The sequence below is a fragment of the Mycolicibacterium houstonense genome, assembly GCF_900078665.2.
GTDB lineage: Bacteria > Actinomycetota > Actinomycetes > Mycobacteriales > Mycobacteriaceae > Mycobacterium > Mycobacterium houstonense.
The window spans coordinates 1,138,231-1,161,064 of record NZ_LT546207.1 but is presented as its reverse complement, the minus strand read 5'-3'; the positions used below and the strand labels follow the sequence as shown (position 1 = coordinate 1,161,064).

The following is a 22,834-nucleotide window of genomic DNA, read 5'->3' as shown; positions in this document are numbered from 1 at the left end:
GTCAGGACGCGGGCAGTTGTTCGTCGGCAGGGGTCGGCGCCGCGCTCTCGGTCAGTGCGACGCCGCGGGTTTCTGGCGCCATGAAGATGGCGACCACCAAACCGACCGCGGTGACCGCGGCCCCGACCCCGAGCGCACCACCGGCGCCCAGTGCGGTGAGCGCAAGCGGCATCAGATACGTGCCGCCCGCGGAGCCGATGCGGCTCACGGCGGTGCCCACTCCGACCGCGGTCGCGCGGACCTCGGTGGGGAAAAGCTCGTTGGGGTAGACGATCTCGAGGAAGCTCGAGGCGCCCGAGGCCAGCGCGTACACGGCCAGTGCGAGGAAGAACGCGGCGGGCGGTATGCCCGGGATGAGGGCGGGTATCGCGAGCGCGACCGCGATCACCGCGAACGATCCGATCAGCAGAGCCCGGCGGCCGATTTTCTCGACGAGGTACAGGCCCGGTATGCCGCCGACCACGAAAAGCAGTGAGATCAACAACGATCCGCCGTAGAGGTTGGCATCGCCTTCCAGGCCGAAGGACGCCAGCAGGTCGGGTGCGAACGTGTAGACCGCGAAGAGCGGGATGACCTGGGCCGTCCAGAACACGGCGACGAAGATGGTGCGATTCAGGTACGGCCGCTGGAAAATCTGCGCGAACGAAGTGTTCCTTGCGGTTTCGCCGTCGTGCTGGTCCAGGTCGCCCACGCCGAACTGGGGTCCGAACGCCTGCTTGATCGCGGCGTCGGCTTCGGCGACTCGCCCCTTGCTGAGCAGCCAGCGCGGCGATTCGGGGGTTCCCATCCGGGCCAGCAGGGTGATCACGGCGAACACGGCCGGGCTCGCCAACAGCAGGCGCCAGGCATCGGGCCCGTAGTCGCGGAGAAGGAAACCGACGACGTAGGCGGCCGCGGCCCCCACGGCCCACACCACGAACATCGCCCCGAGCAGCCGGCCGCGTTGTTTTTTCGGCAGGAACTCGGCCAGCAGCGATGTGGCGATGGGGTAGTCCGCGCCGATCGCGACGCCGAGGAGGAACCGCAGCAGGATGAGCTGCCAGGCTTCGGTGGCGAATGCCGACAGGATGGAGAACACCGCGAGCGCGATCAGGTCGGCGATGTACATCAGGTGGCGACCGACCTTGTCGGTGACGTATCCGAACACCCCGCCGCCGACGAAGATGCCGATGAGGCTGGCGGCGCCGATCAGCCCGATCTCGGTGGCCGACAGGTTCATCGCGGGTTCGAGCGTGATGAGGGCGACGCCGATGATCGACAGCGCGTAACCGTCGATGAACGGTCCACCTGACGAGAACAGCGTCAACTTCTTGTGGAACGCCGTGAGCGGCGCATCATCGATGAGGTGGCCGGTTTGGGACATGGAAGCTCCTGCGTGACGGGGCTCTCGTGCGGGGAGGTGTGAGCCGAGACACAGCATGGCGGCGACCGCGACCTGTTCGCGAGTAGACGATGCGCAAAAAGCACGCCTATGGTTTGAGCGATCGTCTAAACAGGATGGAGGCGGCACCATCGCGATCACAGTCGGCGAGCTCGCGCAGGTACCCCATCTCGGGTTGGAGGTGCTGGCCGGGGCCTCGGGCCTGAGCCGAGAGATCTCCTGGACACACACGTCCGACCTCCCCGAACCGTGGCGTTGGGTTACCGGTGGCGAGCTGTTGATGACCAACGGGCTGTCGTTTCCCGCCGGATCGACCGAGCAGGTGCTCATCGTCGAGCGATTGAACGAGGCGGGCGTATCCGGGCTGGCGATCGGGGAGAAGATGTATTGCCCGGATCTCAGCGACGACGCGATGGCGGCCAGTGACAGGCTGGGCCTGCCGATACTGAACATCCGCTATCCGCTTCCGTTCGTGGCCATCTCCCGAGCGGTCGCCGAGGCCACGCTGCTCGACCAATCCAGCCGCCTCACCAGGACGGTGCGGATCTACGATCTGGTTCGCCGTCACATCGCACGGGCCACCACCTCGGCGGAGCTGTTCGCCGCGCTCGAACGCGAACTGGGTTGCCGGCTTCACGTCTGTGATCGACACACCGGCGAGCCCTGGTTTCCCCGGGCAGCCGAATTGGACGAAACCACGCGGGAGGCGGTCGTCGCATTGTCCGACAACCTCACGAATGTTGCCGCGGGCGCCTTCGGCCTTCCTGCCGTCGCCGGAAACACGGCCCTGCTCACCGACATTCAGCGACATCCGAGCGCAGCGCTGGTGGCCGTCACTGCCGAGGGCGGGCGCGTCGACCCGATTCAGCTCCAGCACGCCGCCACCGTCGTCAGCCTCGAGTTGTCGCAGACACAGCTGATGCTCGAACACGGCCGGCGCCAGGGGTCGGCCTTCCTGGAGCGACTGCTGGAGAGCCGCATCGACGGTCCGGCGGCGGCCGGGCAACTGGTCGATCTCGGGCTGGATCCCGCGACGGTGGTGCTGATCGCGGCACACAGCTCCGACGACGACCGGGTACTGCACGTGCACAATTCGCTGTGGCGCCATTCGATCCCGTACGTGTGCACGACACGCGAAGGGATTCTCTACGCCGTGGTGCCCGAGGACTCGTCGTCCGACGATGTCCTGACGCGGGCACTCGGTCCGACTGCCCGAATCGGGATCAGCCAGCGCCTGGGTTCCATCAACCGTCTGCAGGAGTCGATTCGCGAAGCGTCATGGGCCTTTTCGGTCGCGCAGCGGCGCGGGGTGGCGGTGTCGCGGTACGGCAGCGGGTCATCGTGGCTGGGACTGTCGAACGTCGGTGATGCGCAAGCCCTGGTCGACCGGGTACTGCGCCCGTTGCAGGATTACGACCGCGAACAGAACACCGATCTCGTCGAGACCCTCGACGCGTTCCTGCGAAACCGGAGGTCGTGGCAGCAGACGGCACAGGCGTTGCATGTCCACCGGCAGACGGTGATGTACCGGATGCGGCGGGTCGCCGAGATCACCGAACTCGATCTCGCAGAGACCGATTCGCTGGCCGAACTGTGGCTCGCGTTGCGGGCGGTCGAGCTGCTCGACGCCGAGGAAGACATGCGCAGGCGCGACGCGAGCTCGGCCCGCCGGTTACCCGGCGTCTGACGCGGTGCGGGCCTGCCGGCCGACACGAAGGTGTCGTCACCGGCAGGNCAGCCCGGCCCGTTGCGCGGCCAGCAGCTTCTGTTTGACCCCGCCGATCGGCAGCACCCGGCCGTTCAGCGTGACCTCGCCGGTCATGCCGACATCGCCGCGCACCTGCCGTCCGGTGGCCATCGACACCAGCGCCGTCACCATCGTGACACCGGCCGACGGGCCGTCCTTGGGTACCGCGCCCGCGGGCACGTGCACGTGGATCGTGCGGTCGAGCGACTTGGCGTCGACGCCCAACTGCTCGGCGTGGGCACGCACGTAGGACAGCGCGATCTGCGCCGACTCCTTCATCACGTCACCCAGCTGGCCGGTCAGCTGCAGCCCCGGCTCGCCCTGGTTCGAGTTGGCCTCGATGTAGAGCACGTCACCACCCAGGCCAGTGACGGCCAGGCCGGTCGCCACGCCCGGCACCGCGGTGCGTTCGGTGGATTCCGGGGTGAACCGCGGGCGGCCCAGGTACTCGACGAGATCCGGCTCGTCGATCGTGATCGGCGGCTCCGCCGCATCGAGCTTGGTCGTGACCTTCCGCAACGCCTTGGCCAGCAACCGCTCGAACTGGCGCACCCCCGGTTCGCGGGTGTAGTCGGCGGCGATCTTGCGCAGTGCCGCGTCGGTCACCGTGACCTCCTCGACCGTCAGGGCCGCGCGTTCGGCCTGCCGGGGCAGCAGGTAGTCACGCGCGATGGCGACCTTGTCGTCCTCGGTGTAGCCATCGATCTGCACCAGCTCCATGCGGTCCAACAGCGCCGACGGGATGTTCTCGATCACGTTGGCGGTGGCCAGGAACACCACGTCGGACAGGTCCAGATCCAGGTCCAGGTAGTGATCCCGGAACGTGTGGTTCTGCGCCGGGTCCAGTACCTCCAGCAACGCGGCCGACGGGTCGCCACGGTAGTCGGAGCCCACCTTGTCGATTTCGTCCAGCAGCACAACGGGATTCATCGAACCCGCCTCGCCGATGGCCCGCACGATCCGGCCCGGCAGCGCGCCGACGTAGGTGCGCCGGTGGCCGCGGATCTCGGCCTCGTCGCGCACGCCGCCCAGGGCAACCCGCACGAACTTGCGGCCCAGCGCTCGGGCCACCGACTCGCCCAGCGAGGTCTTGCCGACCCCGGGTGGGCCTGCCAGCACCATCACCGCACCCGAGCCGCGCCCGCCCACGACGGCCATGCCGCGTTGAGCGCGTCGCGCCCGCACCGCCAGGTATTCGACGATGCGGTCTTTGACGTCGTCCAACCCGTGGTGATCGGCGTCCAGGATCTCCCTGGCGCCCAACAGGTCGGTCGAGTCCTCGGTCCGCTCGTTCCACGGCAGGTCCAGCACGGTGTCCAGCCAGGTGCGGATCCAGCCGCCCTCGGGGCTCTGGTCGCTCGAGCGTTCCAGCTTGCCGACCTCGCGCAGCGCGGCCTCGCGCACCTTCTCGGGCAGATCGGCGGCCTCGACGCGGGCCCGATAATCGTCGGACCCCTCAGGTTCGCCCTCGCCCAGCTCTTTGCGGATGGCGTTGAGCTGCTGGCGCAGCAGGAATTCCTTCTGCTGCTTGTCCATCCCGGCCCGAACGTCCTCGGCGATCTTGTCGTTGACCTCGACCTCGGCCAGGTGCTCACCGGTCCACTTGATGAGGTTGCTCAGGCGCGTCGCGGTGTTCTCGGTCTCCAGCAGCTCGCGCTTCTGGACGTCGGTCAGGTACGACGCGTAGCCGGCCGTGTCGGCCAGGGCCGACGGGTCGGTGATCTTGTTGACCACGTCGATGATCTGCCAGGCCTCGCGCCGCTGCAGCATGGCCAGCAGCAGCTTCTTGTACTCGGCGGCCAGCGCCTTGATCTCGTCGGTGGCGGCGTCGGGTTCCGTCGCTTCCTCGACCTCGACCCACAGGGCAGCGCCCGGCCCGGTGGTTCCGGAACCGATGTGGGCGCGGCGTTCACCGCGCACGACGGCGGCTTCTGCACCGCCGGGCATGCGGCCGACCTGCACGATCGACGCGATCACCCCGTGGGTGGGGTAGCGGTCGTCCAAGCGCGGGGCGATCAGCAGTTTTCCTGAGTCGCTGGCCTGGGCGGCGTCGACCGCGGCACGGGCGGCGTCATCGAGCTCGACGGGCACCACCATCCCGGGCAGCACGATCGGCTCGCTGACAAACAGGATGGGCACTGCGTTTGATTCGGACATCAAACCTCCAAAGTTCAGTCTGATGCGCTCAACCTTGGCGGCCGTGGGTTTGTTCCCGGCATGGCGGCCGCCGGGGTTCGCCGTCGGCGAACGGGAGCAGAGCGCCCGGCCGGCGCCGGGCGTAGCCTCCAAGCATGAAACGGGGATTCATCGCGACGTTGGCGCTCGGTGTGATCGTGGCGCTGTTCGGCCTGATCTGGGCGCTACAGGGGTTCGGTGTGCTGCAGGGCAGTCCGATGAGCAACACCACGACCTGGTCGGTCATCGGCCCGATCACCGCGGCGGTCGGGGTGGTCATCGCGGTGTTCAGTTGGCGCAAGCTGTCCTCGAAATAGCCGTGGCGTCACACCACGGTGAAGTTCACCGCGTGCCATCCGGTGGCGCCGTCGGGCACGGTCGGGACCTGGTCTGACGTTTGGACCGTCCCGGTGTTGTCGGTGGCGCGCACCGTGATGGTGTGATCGCCCGCATCGACGGCATGCCAGGGGAAGCTCCACAGCCGCCAGGTCTGGCCGGAGTAGGCCGCCCCCAGCTGGGCGGGTTGCCATGGGCCGTCGTCGATGCGTACCTCCACGGCCCGCACGCCGCGGTTCTGTGCCCACGCCACACCGCCGAACGTCGTCGGCCCCACGGGCAGCCGCTGCCCGTTTCTCGGCACGTCGATGCGGGACTCGGTCTTGATGGGACCACGTGGCGCCCAGCCCTGCTTGGTCCAGTACGCCTCCGCGCGGTCGAATCGGGTCAACTCGAGATCGGTCACCCATTTGGTGGCCGACACGTAGCCGTACAGTCCGGCGATCACCAATCTGGCCGGGTACCCGTGCTCGACCGGGAGCGGCTGCCCGTTGAGGCCAACGGCGAGCAGCGCGTCGCGGCCGTCATGCAGGGTTTCCACCGGGGTGCCGACGGTGAACCCGTCCACGGAGGTCGAGAGCAACATGTCGGCATCGGGGGAGACCCCGGCCGCCGCCAGTAGATCGGTCAGGCGGTAGCCGGTCCAGACTCCATTCGAGATCAGGTCGCCGCCAACCGGATTGGACACGCAGGTCAGTGTCACCACCTTCTCCACGACTTCGAACCGGTCCAGATCGGCGAAACTGTAGGTGATCTCGCGGTCCACCATGCCGTGGATACGCAGCCGCCAGTCCTGGCGGCTGAGCTGGGGAACGCTCAGGGCGATATCGACGCGGTAGAAGTCCGCCGCGTCGGTGACGAAACTCGGCAGCGCAACATTTTTCGGCTGCACCTCCGGCGGAATCGGCGGGGCAGGCAGGCGTGGCGTGGGCAGGGCCGAGGTGTCACGCTCGGCGGCCACCGAATGCACCACCCTGGTGGCGAGGAATCCCAGCAGTCCGGTGGCGGCGCCGAATCCGAGGAGCCCGGCGGTCGCCAACCACATTCGCCTGGAGTCGTCGACCTCCTCGTGGTCGTCGCCGGACCCGACCTCGGCGTCGGCCTCGGTGTGGCTCCACAGCCGCACCGCGAGCAGGCGCAGCGCAGCCACTCCGCACGCGGTGCCCGCGACGGTGGGAATGATGTCGGCGGCGGTGGCACCGGGGCGCGAGATGACGGCGGCGCAGCCGAGCAGGCCCGCGACGACGAAGACGGCGCTGCCGATCGGACGGCGTGGGGATTCGTAGGTCGCGGCAATGGCCGCTGCGGCGGCGATCACCACCAGAACCGCGACAGCCAGGAAGAGCTTGTCGAGACCGCCGAGCGCCTGGATCGCCAATTCTTTGACGGGGCCGGGGGTCAGGTCGACGATCGCCGATCCGACGGCGTTGCGCGGGTCGGCCGGCGCGGGGAAGAAGACGCCGGCGACTTGTGCGACGCCGAGCGACACCGCGGCAGCCGCGATTCCGCCGAGCATCCGTGCGTTCGGCGAGGACCTCGACGGGGACTGAGCCATCGCCACCAAACCTACTCCGGCACAGAGCAGGGAGCCTGCCGTCGGGGGATGACGACAGGCTCCCTGGGTGGGTGGATCTCTAGGTGGCGGCCTGTGCGCCGAGCACCCGCTGGATGTCGGGCTTCATCTGCTGCAGCTGCTGACCCCAGTAGCCCCAGGCGTGGGTGCCGTTGGCCGGGAAGTTGAACACCCCGTTGGTGCCGCCTGCGGCGATGTAGTTGTCGCGGAAGGTGATGTTGGTGCGCAACGTCAGCCCTTCGAGGAACTGAGCGGCCATCAGGTTGCCGCCGTTGGTCCCGGCATCGAGCTCCGACGGGGTGCCGGTGCCGCAGTAGATCCAGATGCGGGTGTTGTTGGCGACCAGCTGGTTGATGTTGACCATCGGGTCATTGCGCTTCCAGGCCGGGTCGGTCGACGGGCCCCACATGCTCTCGGCGTTGAATCCGCCGGCGTCGTTCATCGCCAGCCCGATCAGCATGGGCCACCAGCCCTCGGACGGGTTCAGGAAGCCCGAAAGGGTTCCGGCGTAGATGAACTGCTGCGGGTGATGGATCGCGTAGGTCAGCGCCGCGCTGCCCGCCATCGAGATGCCGACGACGGCGTTGCCGGTCTGCGACACGCCGCGGTTGGCGGCCAGCCAGGTGGGCAGTTCCTGGGTCAGGAACGTCTCCCACTTGTAGGTGTAGTCCTGGCCGTTGCCCTTCGACGGCTGGTACCAGTCGGTGTAGAAGCTGGACTGCCCGCCGACGGGCATGACCACCGACAGGCCGGAGTCGTTGTACCACTCGAAGGCCGGGGTGTTGATGTCCCAGCCGTTGAAATCGTCCTGGGCGCGCAGACCGTCGAGCAGGTAGACCGCGTGCGGCCCGCCGCCTTGAAACTGGACGCGGATGTTGCGGTTCATCGACGGCGAGAACACGTCGAGATATTCGACCGGCAGTCCCGGCCGGGAGAATGCGCCAGCGGTCGCCGAACCTCCTGCGAAACCGATCAGCGCGGGCAGGGTGGCGGCTGCCATTGCCCCCGCCGCCAGTCGGCGCATCCACGCTCCGCGAATCTTGTTGAGGAACTTCATAACGGCAACCAACCGTCCTTTCTGCACGTATCTCAAGCAGTTTGCCGCTTGCCCCGGTAGTGAATCACGCGTCTCATCAGTCACACGCGTAACAACACCGCGCGCGCAGATCGCGGTTGACTAACGATTGGAACTCGGCGCCGAGACCCTCAGCGGCCGGGCGCGGTGAGTGCTTGCCTGACGTTGGCCCGGCGCTCCTCGATCGCCCGGCCGATGTCCTGCAGCAGGACCGGCTTACGCGAGACCAGCTGCTCGATGCACTCGCGGTCGAACTGCGCGACGGTGACCTCGGTCAGGGCATAGGCCGTGGTGATGATCGGTTCTCGGGTCAGTGTCGTCTGTCCGAGAACGTCGCCCCGCTCCAGGGTGAGCACCGGGACGAACGCATCGTCGGTACCCGGAGCGGCCAGCTGCACCGTGCCCGCCACGACGAACGTCAGCTTCTTGGGAACCTGGCCGACAACCTGGAGCACCTCGTCGGTGCCGTACCGGGTCAGACGCGCGTGCGGCACCAACTCGCGCTGGTCGTCCTGGCTCAGACGCAGCGTCGGTGCGATGAGCCGCAGCGCCTCCTCCACGCGTTCGGTGGTCGCGAACTCGTCCTCGGCCTCGTCCAGGTGCAGGCCCGCCCGCCGCGAGGCGTACCAGGCCCAGCGCAGGAACGTCGCCCGGGCGGCGAAGTCGTCAGCCGGGGAGTGCAGGGGGATCAGGGTCTTGTATTGCAACGAGCCGGCGGCAACAGTGGATACCGTTCCGTCGCTTCGTAATTGAGGCAGTCGGCGGGCCACCTCGTTGAGCACTCGGCAGACGTCGTCGGGCGCGTCGTCGACGGCGAACACAGTGATCACGGACATGCTGTGCGCGCCTGCCGGGCGGCTCAGATTCGTGAACGATCCGCCGGCCAGCACGGAGTTCGGGATCACCTGCAGGCCGCTACCGGTGTCGATGTGCGTGGCACGCCAGTTCACCTCCACGACGCGTCCCCGCGCCGCCGGCGCATCGACCCAGTCACCGAGTTGGAACGGTTGCTCGAACAGCACCAGCAGTCCGGAGATGATCTGGCCGACCGAGTTCTGCAGGGCAAGGCCCAGCACGATCGAGGACACACCAAGGGCGGTGAACAGCCCGCCGATGTTGGCGCCCCAGATGTAGGCGAAGATCAGTCCCACGCCGATCGCGATGAGCGCGAACCGGGCGACGTCGAGGAAGATCGACGGAATCCGCTTGCGCCAGCTGCCATCCGGCGCGCTCTGGAACAGTGTGGCGTTCAGCCCGGACAGCAACAGGACCAGCACGACGAAGCCGAACACCGTCGCCACGATCCGCACCGGGGTGGCGTCCCCGGAGATCTGGATCGCCTGGACCAGCAGGACCAGCAGCGCACCCAGCGGCAGGATGTAGGTGCGGGTCAGGTGCACCGGGCCGGCCAGAAAGCTGCCGCGGCGGCGCAGGGTGCTGTGGAGCTCGGTGAGCAGCACCAGGCAGACCGGAAATCCGACCGCGACACCGATGGCCCAATAGAACCAGGGCGCCTCGAGCACGCCGGTCATCGTCGGTCCTGGAGTTTCCAGATCGGCTCGTCGGCGTCGTCGACGCGCACGGTGCCCGCCGGTTCGAGGTCGCGGGTATCGCCCATCGCGTCGAACACCCGCTCGGTGACGTACACGCCGGGTTGTGGTGAGCCGCGCTGGACCCGGTAGGCGAGGTTGACCGCCGAACCCCACATGTCGTAGGCGAGATTGGAACGTCCGACCAGGCCGCTGCTCACCGCGCCGGTGTCGATTCCGGCGCGCAGCTTCAGGGTGGTTCCGTTCTCGGTGTTGAACCGTTCGATGATGCGCTGCATCTCGAGGGCGAAATCGACCGTACGGCGGACGTTGTCGAGCCGCGGCACGCTCAATCCCGAGCTGGCCCAGTAGCCGTTGCGCAGGGTGCGGACCCGCTCCACGCCCAGATCGTCTGCAGCGGCGTCGAATTGGTGCACGAGACGGTTGACGATCGCCAGGGCCTCCTCCGAGGGCATGCCGGAGGTCAGCTCGTCCAACCCGACTGTGTCGGCGAACAGCACTGTCACGTTGTGGTGGTCCTGCGCGATGGTCTCTTCGCCGTCCCGGTAGCGCTGCACCACCGATTCGGGCATCAGCGTGCGCAGCAGCCGGTCGTTCTCCCGGCGCTGTTCGGCCAGCAGGTCTTCCTTGATCGCTAGGTTGCGGCTCATGTCGTTGAACGCGGTCGTCAGATCCCCGAACTCGTCCCGTGATTGCACGGGCAGCGAGATGTCGTAGTCGCCCGCGCCGATCTGCTGGGCGCCGGCCTCCAAGCGGCGCAGGGGCCGGACGAACAACCGCGCCAACATCATGGCGGCCAGACACACGATGAAGGTGATGACGACGGTGGACAACACCAGGGTGCGGGTGAACGTCGCGACCGGGGCGAACGCTTCCGAGGTGTCGATCTTGGCGATGATCGACCAGTTCAGCCCGTGCAGATCAACTGGTGCGTAGGCCTGCAGCGTCTCATTGCCCAGATAGTCGTCCTCGATCACGGTGCCTGTCTGGCCGCGCAAGGCCAGCCGGGTGGCCTCGGTCTCGACCGGCTGCACCAATGTGGTTCCGTGTTGGCGCAGCGATTTCGCCGCTATGGCCGCCGGGGTTCCGGCGTCGATGACATCGCGTTCGAACTTCTCCGGATCCTCCAGGAACAGGCGCGAATCAGAGCGCATCAAAGCGTCGGGGCCGACCACGAAGGTCTCGCCGGTGGCGCCCATCCCCGCGGTTTCCCATTGTTGGTCGGCGGTCATCAGCCGGTTGATCTTGGAGATCGGGAACTGCAGGGCCAGCACGCCCTCGACCCGGCCCGGGGGACCGACCGGTGCCATCATCCAGGCCGTCGGCTCATCGGCCGGTTGATAGTCGGCGAAGTCGGTGACCCCGACATAGTCGACGGTGTTGGAGGCCAGGGTTTTCTGGTAAGCGTCGGTCAGCAGGCTCTGTCGGTACGGCCCGGTGAGGATGTTGGTGCCGAGGTCGATGCCCTTGTACGCGGTGTAGATGACGTTGCCAACCGTGTCGAGCAGGAGCGCGTCCTCGAACTGGAAGCGTTCGACGATCTCCCGGAAGAAGTCGTTGAACCGCGCGTTCGTGGCCGACCAGGCACTGCCGTCGCGCGCGTCGTCGACGGCGATCGCCTTCTCCGGGTCGGCGACCGGCGCCGTGTAGTGCGCCTGTAGGTACTTCTGCGCGTTGGAGGTGGGCAGCAGCCGGGATACGTCCACGGTGTCGCCGGTCTGTTTCTGCTCGAGCGGCTCGAATTCGGTGCGGTAATAGTCGACGATCGACTGCCACTGCTGCGGGTTGATCGTCGAGTTGCCGAGCTGACCGAAGGCGTCCGAAAACGCCTCCACGGCCTCGATGGAGGTCGTGCCCCGGGTATAGACGATCAGCGAGTCCTCGAGGTCGGTGAACTTGGACTCCAACTGCCGGGTCTGCGATTCGCGGACCTCGGTCAGCCGATCGAACACCGATTGCCGAAGGGACGATCTGCCGGACTGGTAACCGATGGCGCCGACGACGGCCGCCGAAAGGATGCTGGTCACCAGCAGCATCACCAGCAACTTCGACTGAATGCTGATCCGCGACATGACGCGCCGACGCGCACTTCTGGTCGGAGCGACGCGGTCGACGTCGGCAGTTGTACCCATTGAATCCCGAAGATTAGCCTGTCGCGATGTATTGCGGGTGGGTGCGCGACAAACTCGAGGAATGAGCGACCCGTTCGACTTGCAGAGGTTCGTCGATGCCCAGGCCCGCGTGTACCCGCAGGTGCTCGCCGAGTTGCGGGACGGCCGCAAGCGCAGTCACTGGATCTGGTTCGTCTTTCCCCAACTGCGCGGGCTGGGTCGCAGCGCGACCGCCGACCATTACGGCATCGCCTCCACCGAAGAGGCACGTGGCTACCTGGCCCACCCGACGTTGGGCCCGCGACTGCGAGAATGCGCCCGCCTCGTCGTCGAGATCGACGGGCGCACCGCTGAGGAGATCTTCGGCCGGCCGGATTGCATGAAGGTCCGGTCATCGATGACGTTGTTCGCCGCGGCCGCCGACGACGCCGCGGATTTCCAGGCGGTACTGGATACGTTGTACGACGGACGCGCCGATCCGCTCACCCTCGAAATGCTCAGTGCGGCTGGATGATCAGCCAGCCGTGCGGGGGCACCTCGGTCCGTGAGATCTCCTCTTGCGGTGGTGCGCCCGAACCCGCGAGCACCTGCCCCCGGGCCACCCCGAAATCGGGCAACGACACGGCAAGTGGGGCGGTGTCGACATTGAGTGCGACGATCAGCGACTCGGCCCCGGCGCTGGTCCGGTACACGTACTGGGTATTGGTCAGCAGTAGTGGTGAGGTCGTCGCGGCGTGCAGCCACGGGTGGCGGCGGCGCAGCCCGATCAGGTACTGGTGCAGCCGCAGCGCATCGGAATCCGCTGGGGGAGTGGTGAACTCCGGGCGAACCGCATCGTCGCCGCCGCGGCGTTCCTCTTTCACACCGCGGTAGGCCGACTCGTCCCCGGCATAGATGCTCGGCGTGCCGCCCGTGGTCAGCAAGATCACCAGGGCGTGTTCCAGGTGTCCGGGATTGGTCAATTGGCTCGCGATCCGGGTGACATCGTGGTTGCCGACGAACGTCAACGGCACGAACGTGCCGAGGAAGTCGTTGTGCCGTTGCAGACCCCAGTCCAGTTCGTGGAAATTGCCGTCGTTGAGGCTGCTCCAGATGGCCTTCCAGAGTTCGTACTGGGTGACCGAATCGAAGGTCGCGGCGCGCACGGTCGACGCGTAGTCACCGTGGATCACCTCGCCGACGAACCAGGCCTCGGGGAATTCTCGGCGCACGGCGGGCAGCACCTTGGCCCAGAACGCGTCGGGTACCGCATAGGCGGCGTCGAGACGCCAGCCGTCGGCTCCCCGGCCCAGCCAGTGCCGCAGCACCGAGGCGGTGTAATCCACCACCTCGGGATCGGTGTGGTTGAGCGCGATCAGTTCGTCGTGGCCTTCGAACGTGTCGAACCGAGAGGTGTTGCCGCGGCGGCGAAACCATTTCGACGATGGGTGGTCGGGCCCGCCGTCGACGGCCTCGCGGTACCGCGGGAAGTCGGTACCCACATGGTTGAACACGCCGTCGAGCAGGATGCGCAGACCGCGTTGTCGGGCCTCGGCCACCAGGTGGTCGAAATCGTCGTCGTCACCCAGTCGCGGATCGACGCGGAAGTGGTCGGTGGTGTCATAGCCGTGGGTGCGTGACGCGAAGATCGGTCCGAGCGCGATGCCCGACGCGCCGAGCCGCACGGCGTGATCCAGCCAGCCGACGATGCGCCGAAGCCGGTGCTCGTCGACGGTCGGCGGCTGGTCGGCGGGGAAGGCGCCGACGAAGCCCAGTGGATAGATCTGCCACCAGACGGCGTGTGCCACCCAGCCGGGCTCAGACACGAAACTTCGCCGCGTACAGGTCTTTCATGGTCTCGGCCAGCTCCTGCGCCGGCCCGTCCACGTCGACACCGGGGGCGACCGTGGTGATCGGCAGGGGAGCCACCGGAGCGGCCGGCACGCCCCACTCGGACAACCAGCCACTGAGCTGCGCCGAGGAGGTGGCGTAGACGATCCGGCCCAGGCCCACCCAGGCGTGCGCGGCAGAGCACATCGGGCAGTGCTCGCCCGAGGTGTACACCGTGGCGGCAGCCCGGTCCTGCGGGTTCAGGTGCTCCACTGCCCAACGGGCGATGGCGAATTCGGGATGTTGGGTGGCATCCCCGTCCTTGACCCGGTTGCGGTCGCTGAACACCGTCGTCCCGGTGGCGTCGACCAGGATCGATCCGAACGGCTCGTCACCGGAATCGAGGGCTTCACGAGCCAATTCCACGCATTTGCGCAGCTGATCGAGGTCGCTCTCGGTGATGGCCACGGCCACGAGTTTACGCCCGGGACGAGGCGGGCAAGCTCAGTCGCAACACGGGCTCGCCACCTCCAGGCGACAGGCGCAGGATGCCCGCACCGTGACGTCGGCTCGTGCCAGCGCCAACTCGAGCTGCTGGCCGATGATGCCGGCCTCGGCGTCGCGGCCCAGGCGGCGCAGGCATTCGTGATACCCGTGCAGGCTCCACACGTTGTTCGGATGATGGCTGGACCGGCTCAACGTCGGGTCCAGGCCCAGATCCGCCGCGTAAACGTGGGCGGCCTCCTCGACCCGGCCCTGTTCGAGCAACAGCGCGCCGTAGGCGTGGCGGGTGGGCTGCATCCATCCCCACGGTTCGTCGTACGGTAGGGCGTCGTCGAGTTCGATGGCCCGTCGGAGATATTCGAACGCCGTCTCGTAATCGCCTTCCCGATAGGCGATCTCACCGTTGAGCATCTGCTCGGCGATCGCCAGGATGTCCAGGCTGGTGTTGTTGAACAGGTAGCGCGTGTCTGGAATGCGGCGGTAGGCCGCGAGGAACCGCTCCCGCTCGGCGCGGGCCTCGGTGATCTGCCCCTTGGCCGCATGCGCCACTCCCCGGCCGTAGTGGACCGTCGCGGTGGTGGTGCAGTACAGGTCGGGATCGGCGGGCAGCGGTTCGGCGAGCAGATCGTCCCAGCGGCCGAACCGCACCAGCACGTGCACCCGCAACGGGACGAACGCCTCCAGCCAGTCGGCCATCGGCGGGGAGGCGACCGAGAGCAGCTCGGGAGTCAGTTGGGCGGCGAGCTCCTCGGCCGCGTCCAACGCGATCTGCGAGCTGCCCTCGAACATCGCGGAGTACACCACGAAGTGCAGGTCGTGCGCACGATAGAGCGAGTAGAAGTTGAGCGCCCCCTCGCGCGCGACGAACTTCCGGTCGGCCTGTACCGCAGCGAGGTTGGCCGTCACGGAGTTTCGGTAGTCCCCGCACAACACGTCGATGTGGCTGGCCATGTGCTGCAGGTGACCGGCGTCGGGCACCAGTCCGCGCAACAGGTCGGCGGCCGGCAGCGCCGCCTGCGGTGTCGTCGACATCTCCATCGCGTGGATGTACAGGTGCAGCACTCCCGGGTGCTGCCGGCCGGCCTCGGTGGTCAGCGCGGAGTCGAGGATGCGTTTCGCCTCCAGCACACGGGATCCCGGGGCGGGCTCACCGGTACGGCCGTCCCACAGCGCCCAGGCGGTCACGTTGAGCAGGGCGTCGGCGGCCAGCGTCTGCACGTCGATGTCGTCGGGATGGCCGTCGGCCAGCGCCACCATCGCGTCCGCATATGCGGCGTGGCCGGCGGTGAGGGCGTCGCCGTCGTCGGGATCGGCGGTCGGAAAGCGTTTCCGCAGAGCCTCGATCAGCTCGCGTTCCAACGGGTCGGCGCGTCCCGTGGCCGCGCGTTCGAGTTCAGCCCGGGCCCGGGTCAGCGATGTGCTCAGATCGATGGGATCGAACGCGTCCCAGGCCTTGTTGTAGTTCGGCCCGGCCGCGTAGGCGATGCCCCAACGGGCGAGCCCGAAATCCGGGTCGAGCGCCAGCGCGCGTTCGAAGCACCGGATGGCTTCCTCGTGGTTGAACGCGTAGGCCCAGACCATCCCGCGGTCGAACCAGGTCTGCGCCGGCGGCGACGAGGTGTCTGTCGGCCGGTGGTAGGACCCGAGCCGGTAGTACGGCTCGGTCTGCGCGGGATCGGTCACCGCTACGACGGTAGTAGCTGTGGTGGCCCCGGGGTAGCTCGACAGCGGCGCACCCGACATGTTCTAGTGCTGGCATGCCGGGTTACACCCATGTCGAGGGTCTCAGTTCCGCGGATGTGCAGCGTCTGCGGTCGGTCTGGGAGCCGTTGGCCGGTTCGGTGCGCGAGCTGATCGATGCCGCGATCCGGTCGGAGGTCGGCGCCGGCGAAGTCGCCGCGGTGCGGGCGCAGATCGACGACGCGACCGCGCGCTTGCGGGCCGAACAGATCGACGGGCCGTTCGGGGTCAGGTTCACCTCCGACGGAGACCGAATGCCGTGGGGCAACCCGGCAATCGGCATCCGCAACCCGATCGCGCCGCCATTGGTGATCGTCAAGGACCCGGCCGGCGGCGTGCGCACCGATTTCCACTTGGGTGCTGCCTACGAGGGCCCGCCCGGCCACGTGCACGGCGGCATGGTGGCCATGGTGCTCGATCACGTGCTGGGTGAGGTGGCCGCCAGTGACTCGGACCGTCCGCGCTTCACCGGCACCCTGACCATCCGCTACCTGCGGGCCACCCCGCTCGGCGATCTGCACGCCGAAGGGCGGATCACCCGCACCGACGGGATCAAAGCCTTTGCCTCCGGTCATGTTTCGGATGCCGAGGGGATCACCGCCGAGGCCGAAGGGGTGTTCATCCTGCCGAAGTGGGCACGCGGCTGAGCCGTGCTCAGCGCGCGTCGCCGGCCGGTGCCACGCGGTCGATGGAGATCTCCTCCAGGCTGCGGGTGATCGTGGTCAGCTCGCCGATGAGGATGCGGGCGGCGCCGTTGTCGGCTGCCAGGGTCGAGGCCACGTTGTGGACGCGCCGCAGCGCGGTCGAGAGTTCGGCGGTGTCCAGGCTCCACGGCACCGCGGGGCTCGGCGGTGCGCCGCGCNGGTACTCAGCCGAAGTGCGTCGGCTGCCTGTCCACCCGTGTGCACCCCACCATTCTCACTCGGCGCGGGCCCGCGGTGGCACAACTGCCTGCGCGTGGCGCGGATCGGGGCGCGGGTAGGTTCTCCACCGTGGAGAAAGTCATCGTCCTGCTGCGTGCCGCGACGTCGGATGAGCAGTGGTGCCAACAGATGCGCACCCGGGTCACCGATCGACTGCTCGCGCTCGGACTGCCTGGTCTGACGGTCAACGTTCGGGACGACGCGGTGCGCGACTCGCTGATGACGCTGACCACCCTGGATCCGCCGGTGGTCGCGGTGGTCAGCATCTGGGCCCGCCAGTACTACGGTGAGCAGGTCCGGGAGGCATTGGAAGTGCTTGCCGCCGAATGTGATTCGATCGCCGCCTATCTGGTCACCGAGTCGGTTCCGCTGCCGGCCCCGGTGACCGGCGCCGGGGAACGGACCAATGGTCTGGCCAATATCGCGCTGCTGCGCCGGCCGGCCGAGCTGGATCAGGCGACCTGGTTGCACCGCTGGCACCTCGACCACACGTCGGTGGCCATCGAAACGCAGGACACCTTCGGCTACACGCAGAACACGGTGGTCCGTGCGCTCACCCCGGACGCCCCGGCGATCGACGGCATCGTGGAAGAGTTGTTCCGGCAGGAGGCGGTTTCGGATCTGCATGTGTTCTTCGGCGCCGTCGATGACGACGATCTCGCCGACCGCATGCGCCGGATGGTGGCCAGCACGGATGCGTTCGGTGCGAGCAGCAACGTCGACACCGTGCCGACCAGTCGTTACGTCTACCGGGCCCCATTCTGACGCGCGTGCTTCCCACCCCGGCCGGCGATAGTGGAACGTGTTCTAGTTAGGCTGCAGCGGTCCAGGCGCGCACGCGAGGAGTGAGAATGACCCTGCTGATCGAGGACGACAATCGGGTTCGCACCCTTACCCTGAACCGCCCGGATGCTCTCAACGCGTTCAACGAGGCGCTGTACGACGAGACCACCAGGGCGCTGCGGGCCGCGGCCGACGATCCCGACGTGGCGGTGGTGCTGCTGACCGGCGCCGGCCGGGCGTTCAGCGCGGGCAACGACCTCGTGGAGATGCAGACCCGCATCACCAACCCGGAGTTCACGCCGGGGGAGCACGGGTTCTACGGCATGCTCGACGCGCTCGCGGATTTCCCGAAGCCGTTGATCTGTGCGGTCAATGGGGTCGGCGTGGGGATCGGCACCACGATCCTCGGTTTTGCCGATCTCGCCTTCATGTCGTCATCGGCCCGGTTGAAGTGTCCGTTCACCAGCTTGGGCGTGGCGCCCGAGGCCGCCTCGTCGTATCTGATGCCGCGATTGCTGGGCAGGCAGAACGCCGCCTGGCTGCTGATGTCCTCGGAGTGGGTGGATGCGGCCGAGGCTCGGGAGATGGGCCTGGTGTGGAAGGTCTGCGAGCCCGACGCACTGCTGGCCGAGGCCCGGCGGCATGCCGAAACCCTGGCCGCCAAGCCGATTTCGAGCCTGATCGCCGTCAAACAGACCATGGTGGCGCCGGTCCGTGACGCGATCACCGCGGCCGTCGAGCGGGAGAAGGCGTTGTTCGTCGAACTGGTGGGCACCGCGGCCAATGTGGATGCGCTGGCTCAGTTCGCCGACCGCAAGGCCTAGCGAGTCGCCCGCGACGGGCAACCGTTNGTGGGCCAGCTTGCCGACGAACAGGCTCGGGTATGCGCCGAAACCGGCCGTGGCCATCCATTCGGCGGCCGCGTCCGGATGGTCGATCCACTGCCGGGCGCTGATCTCGTCGGCGACCTCCTGCAGGATCATGACTTCCTGGCCGTCGTCGAGCGCCTGGTACACCCAAATCTTGCGGATACCGCCCTGTTCGAAGCGGTCGAGGCCGTCGTGCACCTTGCGCATCAGCGTGGGCACGTCATCGACGGTCGCCACCGCACCGACGATCACGCCGGCCACGTGTCCTTCCGGGGACGGTTCGGTCAGGTCGATCTTTTCCACCACTTCGCCGCCGAATATCGGCGGAATATCTTCGACGCCGGAAATGTCGAACCATTCGAAAATCGCCGGTGAGCGCAGCACGTCACGAATGGACCGAGCATGCCGAATTCCGATTGTCACCAATACCCGGCCGGGCTCCCAAATGGATTTGTAGAGCACCACGTGATGGGCGCCGATCGACAACAGTCCCGACCGGTGTTTCTTCATCCATTTCCACATCTCTTCGACATCGTCGACGCGGAAATCACAGGAGAGAATGAGCGAGTGTAAATCGTACTCACTCATTTAATACCGGCCTTTCTTTCGGGGTGGTGGACAGATTAGCGCAGTCTAACCTTAGTTAGGACAGGCAGTCCACTCTTCGTGGCCACGCCACGACGCGCCTCGCCGAGCCGATCTGTAAAGAACGCGAGAACACGCCGAATTGGGTAACAATCATTGCGCCGTGCGGCGCATTCTGGACTAGATTGGATGTGCACGGCTAACGGCAACACTTGACCAGCCCTCAAGGTGCTTAGGAGTGACGATGCAAGGCGACGCGGAAGTTCTGAAATTGCTCAACGAGCAATTGACGAGCGAACTCACTGCGATTAACCAGTATTTCCTGCATTCCAAAATGCAGGACAACTGGGGATTTACGGAACTGGCGGCGCACACTCGGGCGGAATCGTTCGAGGAGATGCGGCACGCGGAGACCATCACCGACCGAATCCTGCTGCTGGACGGCCTGCCCAACTATCAGCGGTTGTTTTCGCTGCGCGTCGGGCAGACCCTCCGGGAACAGTTCGAGGCCGATCTGGCGATCGAGTACGAGGTGGTGGCCCGGCTCAAGCCGGGCATCGTGATGTGCCGCGAGAAGCAGGACGCCACCTCGGCAGGCATCCTGGAGACCATCCTGGCCGACGAGGAAGGTCACATCGACTATCTGGAAACCCAGTTGGAGCTGATGGACAAGTTGGGCGACGCGCTCTACGCCGCGCAGTGCGTCTCCCGGCCGCCGCAGTAGGGGTCGGCAGGGCCGTTTCAGCCGAAGCCGCCCCGGGTAGCCGGTGAACCGCCGGTTGTTCGGGGCGGCTTTGTGCGTGCTGTAACTTTCATAGCCTGCCTAACGATATGGCTGTTGAATCTGCAGGGGGTGACGAAAGGTAGTCATGACGAGCCCGACAACAACCGAGGAGCAGCCGTCCGGTGCCGCGCTGCTGAGCGTGCGCAGGCGCAACCTGGTCTTCGTCGCGGTGCTGCTCGGCATGCTGCTGGCCTCGCTCAACCAGACCATCGTCGCCACCGCGCTGCCCACGGTCGTGGCCGACCTCGGCGGTGCCGGTCATCAGGCGTGGGTGGTTACCAGCTACCTGCTCGCCTCGACCGTGATCACCGCCGTCGTCGGCAAGGTCGGCGACATCTTCGGCCGGAAAGCCGTGTACCAGACCGCCGTTGTGTGCTTCCTGGTCGGGTCGGTGCTCAGCGGACTGGCCGGATCGATGGCCATGCTGGTGGCAGCGCGGGCGCTGCAGGGCATCGGCGGCGGCGCGATCATGGTGACCTCGTCCGCCCTGATCGCGGAGGTCATCCCGCTGCGGGACCGCGGGCGCTATCAGGGCGCGCTCGGCGCGGTGTTCGGCGTCACCACCGTCGCCGGCCCCCTGCTGGGTGGCTTCGTCACCGATCACCTCGGCTGGCGCTGGGCATTCTGGCTCAGCATCCCGGTCGGCGTCGTCGTCCTGGTGGTCGCNTCACGCCGACGGCGAAGACCACGATCGTGCCGACCGCGACGCCGACTGCGAGATAACCGAACTGCGATACCGCATAGCCGACGGCGACGAACACGAGCGCACACACCGCCGAGCCCACCGGACCGGGCTGCCACATCAAGGTGATCAGGGAGGCGACGACGATGCCGGCGGCCAGGCCCGCCATCCGGCCGGCGCAGCGGGTGTAGGTGTGTGCCGTTTCCGGCCGCAGCACCACGACCACAGCCAACGGCATCCAGTAGCCGTGTTCGAGCCCGCCGTAGCGGGCCGCCGCGGCCGCCAGCGCGGTGGTCACGGACAGCCGGATTGCGTGCCGCAGGATCGGCGAGGTCCAGGTCAGGTGTGAGCGCACCACGGCGGGCGCCGAGGCCAGCGACCCGATCAGGTCGGGCCGGTGCAACTGGCCGAACCGCAGCGCCGCGGCCTCACGTAGTTGTTCACAGAGGCGTTGTGCCAGGGCCGCTTCGGGACCGGTGACGCCCGCGGCCGCGGTCTGCACGCGAACCAGGGCGTGCTCGGCGTCGCGCCGGGCGGTGTGGCCTTGGTCGGCGATCGCGTCGAGCAGCACCGCCGCGGCGGTCAGCAACTGTGACAGCCCGGTGTCGGACGACTCGGGGTCATCGGCGCAAGTGTCACGCTCGGCGGTGGAGCGCAGCGAAGCCAGGGTTCCGGCGATGCGTTCGGGTAGCCGGTAACCACCGTGATAGGCCCGGGGCCGTTGGCTCACCTGGCTGTCGGCGAACACCTCGCGTAGCCAGGTCAGCGGCGCGTCGTCGACATCGGCGGCGCTGNGAGTTCACGCCGGGGGAGCACGGGTTCTACGGCATGCTCGACGCGCTCGCGGATTTCCCGAAGCCGTTGATCTGTGCGGTCAATGGGGTCGGCGTGGGGATCGGCACCACGATCCTCGGTTTTGCCGATCTCGCCTTCATGTCGTCATCGGCCCGGTTGAAGTGTCCGTTCACCAGCTTGGGCGTGGCGCCCGAGGCCGCCTCGTCGTATCTGATGCCGCGATTGCTGGGCAGGCAGAACGCCGCCTGGCTGCTGATGTCCTCGGAGTGGGTGGATGCGGCCGAGGCTCGGGAGATGGGCCTGGTGTGGAAGGTCTGCGAGCCCGACGCACTGCTGGCCGAGGCCCGGCGGCATGCCGAAACCCTGGCCGCCAAGCCGATTTCGAGCCTGATCGCCGTCAAACAGACCATGGTGGCGCCGGTCCGTGACGCGATCACCGCGGCCGTCGAGCGGGAGAAGGCGTTGTTCGTCGAACTGGTGGGCACCGCGGCCAATGTGGATGCGCTGGCTCAGTTCGCCGACCGCAAGGCCTAGCGAGTCGCCCGCGACGGGCAACCGTTGTACGGGGTGGGCCGGCCTTCGGCCTGATGGGCGGCGATGATGGCGCGGATCGTGCGCCGGCAGCGCCCGCAGTCGGCGCCNTCCTGGTGGTCGCCGCGGCCACGATCCCCGCGCTCGCGCACCGTGGCGCCCGCCCGGTGATCGATTACGCCGGGATCTTCTGGGTCGGAATCGGGGCGTCGGGCCTCACGCTGGCGACCAGTCTCGGCGGCGAGCTGGCCTGGACCTCGCCGACCATCATCGGACTGGTGGTCGGGTCGATCCTGGCCCTGGCGATGTTCGTCCGGGTGGAACTGAAGGCGGCCGAACCGATTCTGCCGATGCGGCTGTTCCGGAATCCGGTCTTCACCATGTGCTGCGTGCTGTCGCTCGTCGTGGGCTTCGCGATGCTCGGTGCGCTCACGTTCATGCCCACCTTCATGCAGTTCGTCGACGGCGTATCCCCGTCGGAGTCGGGATTGCGGACCATGCCGATGGTCATCGGACTGCTGATCACCTCGACCGTCAGCGGCAGCCTGGTCGGCCGCACCGGCCGCTACAAGATCTACCCGGTGGCAGGTACCGCGATCATGCTCGTCGGCTTCGTGCTGCTGTCCCGGATGAACGCCGCCACCCCGATCCCGCTGCAGTCGCTGTATCTCCTGATCCTGGGCGCCGGTATCGGCATGTGCATGCAGGTGCTCGTCCTGATCGTGCAGAACACCTCGGACTTCGCCGATCTGGGCGTCGCGACGTCGGGCGTGACGTTCTTCCGGACCATCGGCAGTTCCTTCGGCGCCGCGATCTTCGGCTCGTTGTTCGCCGGCTTCCTGGCCGACCGGCTGCCCGGGGCGCTCGCGGCGGGCGGCGCT

Annotated in this window: 17 protein-coding genes and 5 pseudogenes; 10 read left to right on the top strand and 12 right to left on the bottom strand. The window is 67.4% G+C overall.

The window, feature by feature from the left end; translation table 11 throughout:
* Position 1: 1 nt before the first annotated feature.
* The gene (locus BN4332_RS05805) at positions 2–1,363 is read right to left on the bottom strand and encodes an MFS transporter (RefSeq protein ID WP_066897600.1); all 1,362 of its coding nucleotides are present in this window, start codon (positions 1,361–1,363) and stop codon (positions 2–4) included.
* A gap of 148 nt (positions 1,364–1,511) precedes the next feature.
* Here BN4332_RS05805 and BN4332_RS05800 point away from each other — a divergent pair, with 148 nt between their 5' ends.
* Positions 1,512–3,068, top strand: coding sequence for a PucR family transcriptional regulator (locus tag BN4332_RS05800; RefSeq protein WP_066897623.1), 1,557 nt, complete (start codon positions 1,512–1,514; stop codon positions 3,066–3,068).
* 48 nt (positions 3,069–3,116) lie between these two features.
* Here BN4332_RS05800 and lon read toward each other — a convergent pair.
* A pseudogene (gene lon, locus BN4332_RS05795) lies at positions 3,117–5,285 on the bottom strand (endopeptidase La); the annotation flags it as partial.
* Between the two features lie 134 nt (positions 5,286–5,419).
* On the opposite strand from lon, the gene BN4332_RS05790 reads away from it, so the two are divergent.
* Positions 5,420–5,620: a hypothetical protein gene (locus BN4332_RS05790; RefSeq protein WP_066897599.1), complete on the top strand. Its 201-nt coding sequence runs from the start codon at positions 5,420–5,422 to the stop codon at positions 5,618–5,620.
* Between the two features lie 8 nt (positions 5,621–5,628).
* Here the strand turns inward: BN4332_RS05790 and BN4332_RS05785 are convergent, their stop codons facing one another.
* The 4 genes from BN4332_RS05785 to BN4332_RS05770 form a co-directional block, all read right to left on the bottom strand.
* On the bottom strand, positions 5,629–7,194 hold the full coding sequence (locus BN4332_RS05785) for a molybdopterin-dependent oxidoreductase (RefSeq protein ID WP_200820265.1): 1,566 nt from the start codon (positions 7,192–7,194) through the stop codon (positions 5,629–5,631).
* Between the two features lie 79 nt (positions 7,195–7,273).
* Positions 7,274–8,269 (bottom strand): esterase family protein, encoded by a 996-nt coding sequence (locus tag BN4332_RS05780; protein ID WP_066897597.1) that lies wholly within the window; start codon positions 8,267–8,269, stop codon positions 7,274–7,276.
* A gap of 149 nt (positions 8,270–8,418) precedes the next feature.
* Positions 8,419–9,819 carry a mechanosensitive ion channel family protein gene (locus tag BN4332_RS05775; protein WP_066897596.1) on the bottom strand — a complete coding sequence of 467 codons (1,401 nt, stop codon included), beginning with the start codon at positions 9,817–9,819 and terminating at the stop codon, positions 8,419–8,421.
* A complete protein-coding gene (locus BN4332_RS05770; protein WP_066897595.1) occupies positions 9,816–11,969 on the bottom strand; it encodes an adenylate/guanylate cyclase domain-containing protein in 2,154 nt (717 codons plus the stop codon). The genes BN4332_RS05775 and BN4332_RS05770 overlap by 4 nt, the downstream gene beginning before the upstream one ends.
* Positions 11,970–12,030: 61 nt before the next feature.
* Between BN4332_RS05770 and BN4332_RS05765 the strand changes: the two genes are divergently transcribed.
* On the top strand, positions 12,031–12,462 hold the full coding sequence (locus tag BN4332_RS05765) for a DUF1810 domain-containing protein (RefSeq protein WP_066897594.1): 432 nt from the start codon (positions 12,031–12,033) through the stop codon (positions 12,460–12,462).
* Here BN4332_RS05765 and BN4332_RS05760 read toward each other — a convergent pair.
* From BN4332_RS05760 to BN4332_RS05750, 3 genes are read right to left on the bottom strand one after another with little or no spacing between them, the layout of a single operon-like run.
* Complete coding sequence (locus tag BN4332_RS05760; protein ID WP_066897593.1) at positions 12,446–13,753, bottom strand: alpha-amylase family protein; 1,308 nt, start codon at positions 13,751–13,753, stop codon at positions 12,446–12,448. The two genes, BN4332_RS05765 and BN4332_RS05760, sit on opposite strands and share 17 nt — an antisense overlap.
* On the bottom strand, positions 13,746–14,225 hold the full coding sequence (locus BN4332_RS05755; RefSeq protein ID WP_066897622.1) for a nucleoside deaminase: 480 nt from the start codon (positions 14,223–14,225) through the stop codon (positions 13,746–13,748). The genes BN4332_RS05760 and BN4332_RS05755 overlap by 8 nt, the downstream gene beginning before the upstream one ends.
* A 36-nt stretch (positions 14,226–14,261) precedes the next feature.
* Entirely contained in the window at positions 14,262–16,004 is a 1,743-nt protein-coding gene (locus BN4332_RS05750) for a tetratricopeptide repeat protein (protein ID WP_084459191.1), read from the bottom strand.
* A 14-nt stretch (positions 16,005–16,018) separates the two neighbouring features.
* Here BN4332_RS05750 and BN4332_RS05745 point away from each other — a divergent pair, with 14 nt between their 5' ends.
* Positions 16,019–16,648: a PaaI family thioesterase gene (locus BN4332_RS05745; RefSeq protein WP_066897591.1), complete on the top strand. Its 630-nt coding sequence runs from the start codon at positions 16,019–16,021 to the stop codon at positions 16,646–16,648.
* 7 nt (positions 16,649–16,655) lie between these two features.
* Here BN4332_RS05745 and BN4332_RS05740 read toward each other — a convergent pair whose 3' ends face one another.
* Positions 16,656–16,838, bottom strand: a complete 183-nt coding sequence (locus tag BN4332_RS05740) for a hypothetical protein (protein WP_066897590.1) — start codon at positions 16,836–16,838, stop codon at positions 16,656–16,658.
* 155 nt (positions 16,839–16,993) lie between these two features.
* Here BN4332_RS05740 and BN4332_RS05735 point away from each other — a divergent pair, with 155 nt between their 5' ends.
* Together BN4332_RS05735 and BN4332_RS05730 are read left to right on the top strand one after the other, a co-directional pair.
* Positions 16,994–17,689, top strand: a complete 696-nt coding sequence (locus tag BN4332_RS05735; RefSeq protein ID WP_066897589.1) for an EthD domain-containing protein — start codon at positions 16,994–16,996, stop codon at positions 17,687–17,689.
* Between the two features lie 86 nt (positions 17,690–17,775).
* A complete protein-coding gene (locus tag BN4332_RS05730; RefSeq protein WP_066897588.1) occupies positions 17,776–18,531 on the top strand; it encodes an enoyl-CoA hydratase/isomerase family protein in 756 nt (251 codons plus the stop codon).
* A gap of 27 nt (positions 18,532–18,558) precedes the next feature.
* Here the strand turns inward: BN4332_RS05730 and BN4332_RS34140 are convergent.
* Positions 18,559–19,164: pseudogene (locus BN4332_RS34140) on the bottom strand (fatty-acid--CoA ligase); the annotation flags it as partial.
* Positions 19,165–19,405: 241 nt separating this feature from the next.
* Here BN4332_RS34140 and bfr point away from each other — a divergent pair.
* Together bfr and BN4332_RS05715 are read left to right on the top strand one after the other, a co-directional pair.
* On the top strand, positions 19,406–19,885 hold the full coding sequence (gene bfr / locus BN4332_RS05720; RefSeq protein ID WP_066897586.1) for a bacterioferritin: 480 nt from the start codon (positions 19,406–19,408) through the stop codon (positions 19,883–19,885).
* A 145-nt stretch (positions 19,886–20,030) separates the two neighbouring features.
* Positions 20,031–20,615: pseudogene (locus BN4332_RS05715) on the top strand (MFS transporter); the annotation flags it as partial.
* On the opposite strand, the gene BN4332_RS34135 reads toward BN4332_RS05715, so the two are convergent.
* The gene (locus BN4332_RS34135; RefSeq protein ID WP_235654242.1) at positions 20,575–20,865 is read right to left on the bottom strand and encodes an FUSC family protein; all 291 of its coding nucleotides are present in this window, start codon (positions 20,863–20,865) and stop codon (positions 20,575–20,577) included. The pseudogene BN4332_RS05715 and the gene BN4332_RS34135 sit on opposite strands and share 41 nt — an antisense overlap.
* A gap of 557 nt (positions 20,866–21,422) precedes the next feature.
* Between BN4332_RS34135 and BN4332_RS05705 the strand changes: the two are divergent.
* Both BN4332_RS05705 and BN4332_RS05695 read left to right on the top strand, forming a co-directional pair.
* Positions 21,423–21,956, top strand: a pseudogene (locus BN4332_RS05705) (enoyl-CoA hydratase/isomerase family protein); the annotation flags it as partial.
* A gap of 110 nt (positions 21,957–22,066) precedes the next feature.
* A pseudogene (locus tag BN4332_RS05695) lies at positions 22,067–22,834 on the top strand (MFS transporter); the annotation flags it as partial.

What these genes read in the sequence shown, in the direction of transcription:
- bfr (WP_066897586.1), top strand. Translation starts at nt 19,406, where the DNA reads ATGCAAGGCGACGCGGAAGTTCTGAAATTGCTCAACGAGCAATTGACG.
- BN4332_RS05785 (WP_200820265.1), bottom strand. Translation starts at nt 7,194, where the DNA reads ATGGCTCAGTCCCCGTCGAGGTCCTCGCCGAACGCACGGATGCTCGGC.
- BN4332_RS05750 (WP_084459191.1), bottom strand. Translation starts at nt 16,004, where the DNA reads ATGTCGGGTGCGCCGCTGTCGAGCTACCCCGGGGCCACCACAGCTACT.
- BN4332_RS05790 (WP_066897599.1), top strand. Translation starts at nt 5,420, where the DNA reads ATGAAACGGGGATTCATCGCGACGTTGGCGCTCGGTGTGATCGTGGCG.
- BN4332_RS05805 (WP_066897600.1), bottom strand. Translation starts at nt 1,363, where the DNA reads ATGTCCCAAACCGGCCACCTCATCGATGATGCGCCGCTCACGGCGTTC.
- BN4332_RS05780 (WP_066897597.1), bottom strand. Translation starts at nt 8,269, where the DNA reads ATGAAGTTCCTCAACAAGATTCGCGGAGCGTGGATGCGCCGACTGGCG.
- BN4332_RS05770 (WP_066897595.1), bottom strand. Translation starts at nt 11,969, where the DNA reads ATGGGTACAACTGCCGACGTCGACCGCGTCGCTCCGACCAGAAGTGCG.
- BN4332_RS05775 (WP_066897596.1), bottom strand. Translation starts at nt 9,819, where the DNA reads ATGACCGGCGTGCTCGAGGCGCCCTGGTTCTATTGGGCCATCGGTGTC.
- BN4332_RS05745 (WP_066897591.1), top strand. Translation starts at nt 16,019, where the DNA reads ATGCCGGGTTACACCCATGTCGAGGGTCTCAGTTCCGCGGATGTGCAG.
- BN4332_RS05730 (WP_066897588.1), top strand. Translation starts at nt 17,776, where the DNA reads ATGACCCTGCTGATCGAGGACGACAATCGGGTTCGCACCCTTACCCTG.
- BN4332_RS05765 (WP_066897594.1), top strand. Translation starts at nt 12,031, where the DNA reads ATGAGCGACCCGTTCGACTTGCAGAGGTTCGTCGATGCCCAGGCCCGC.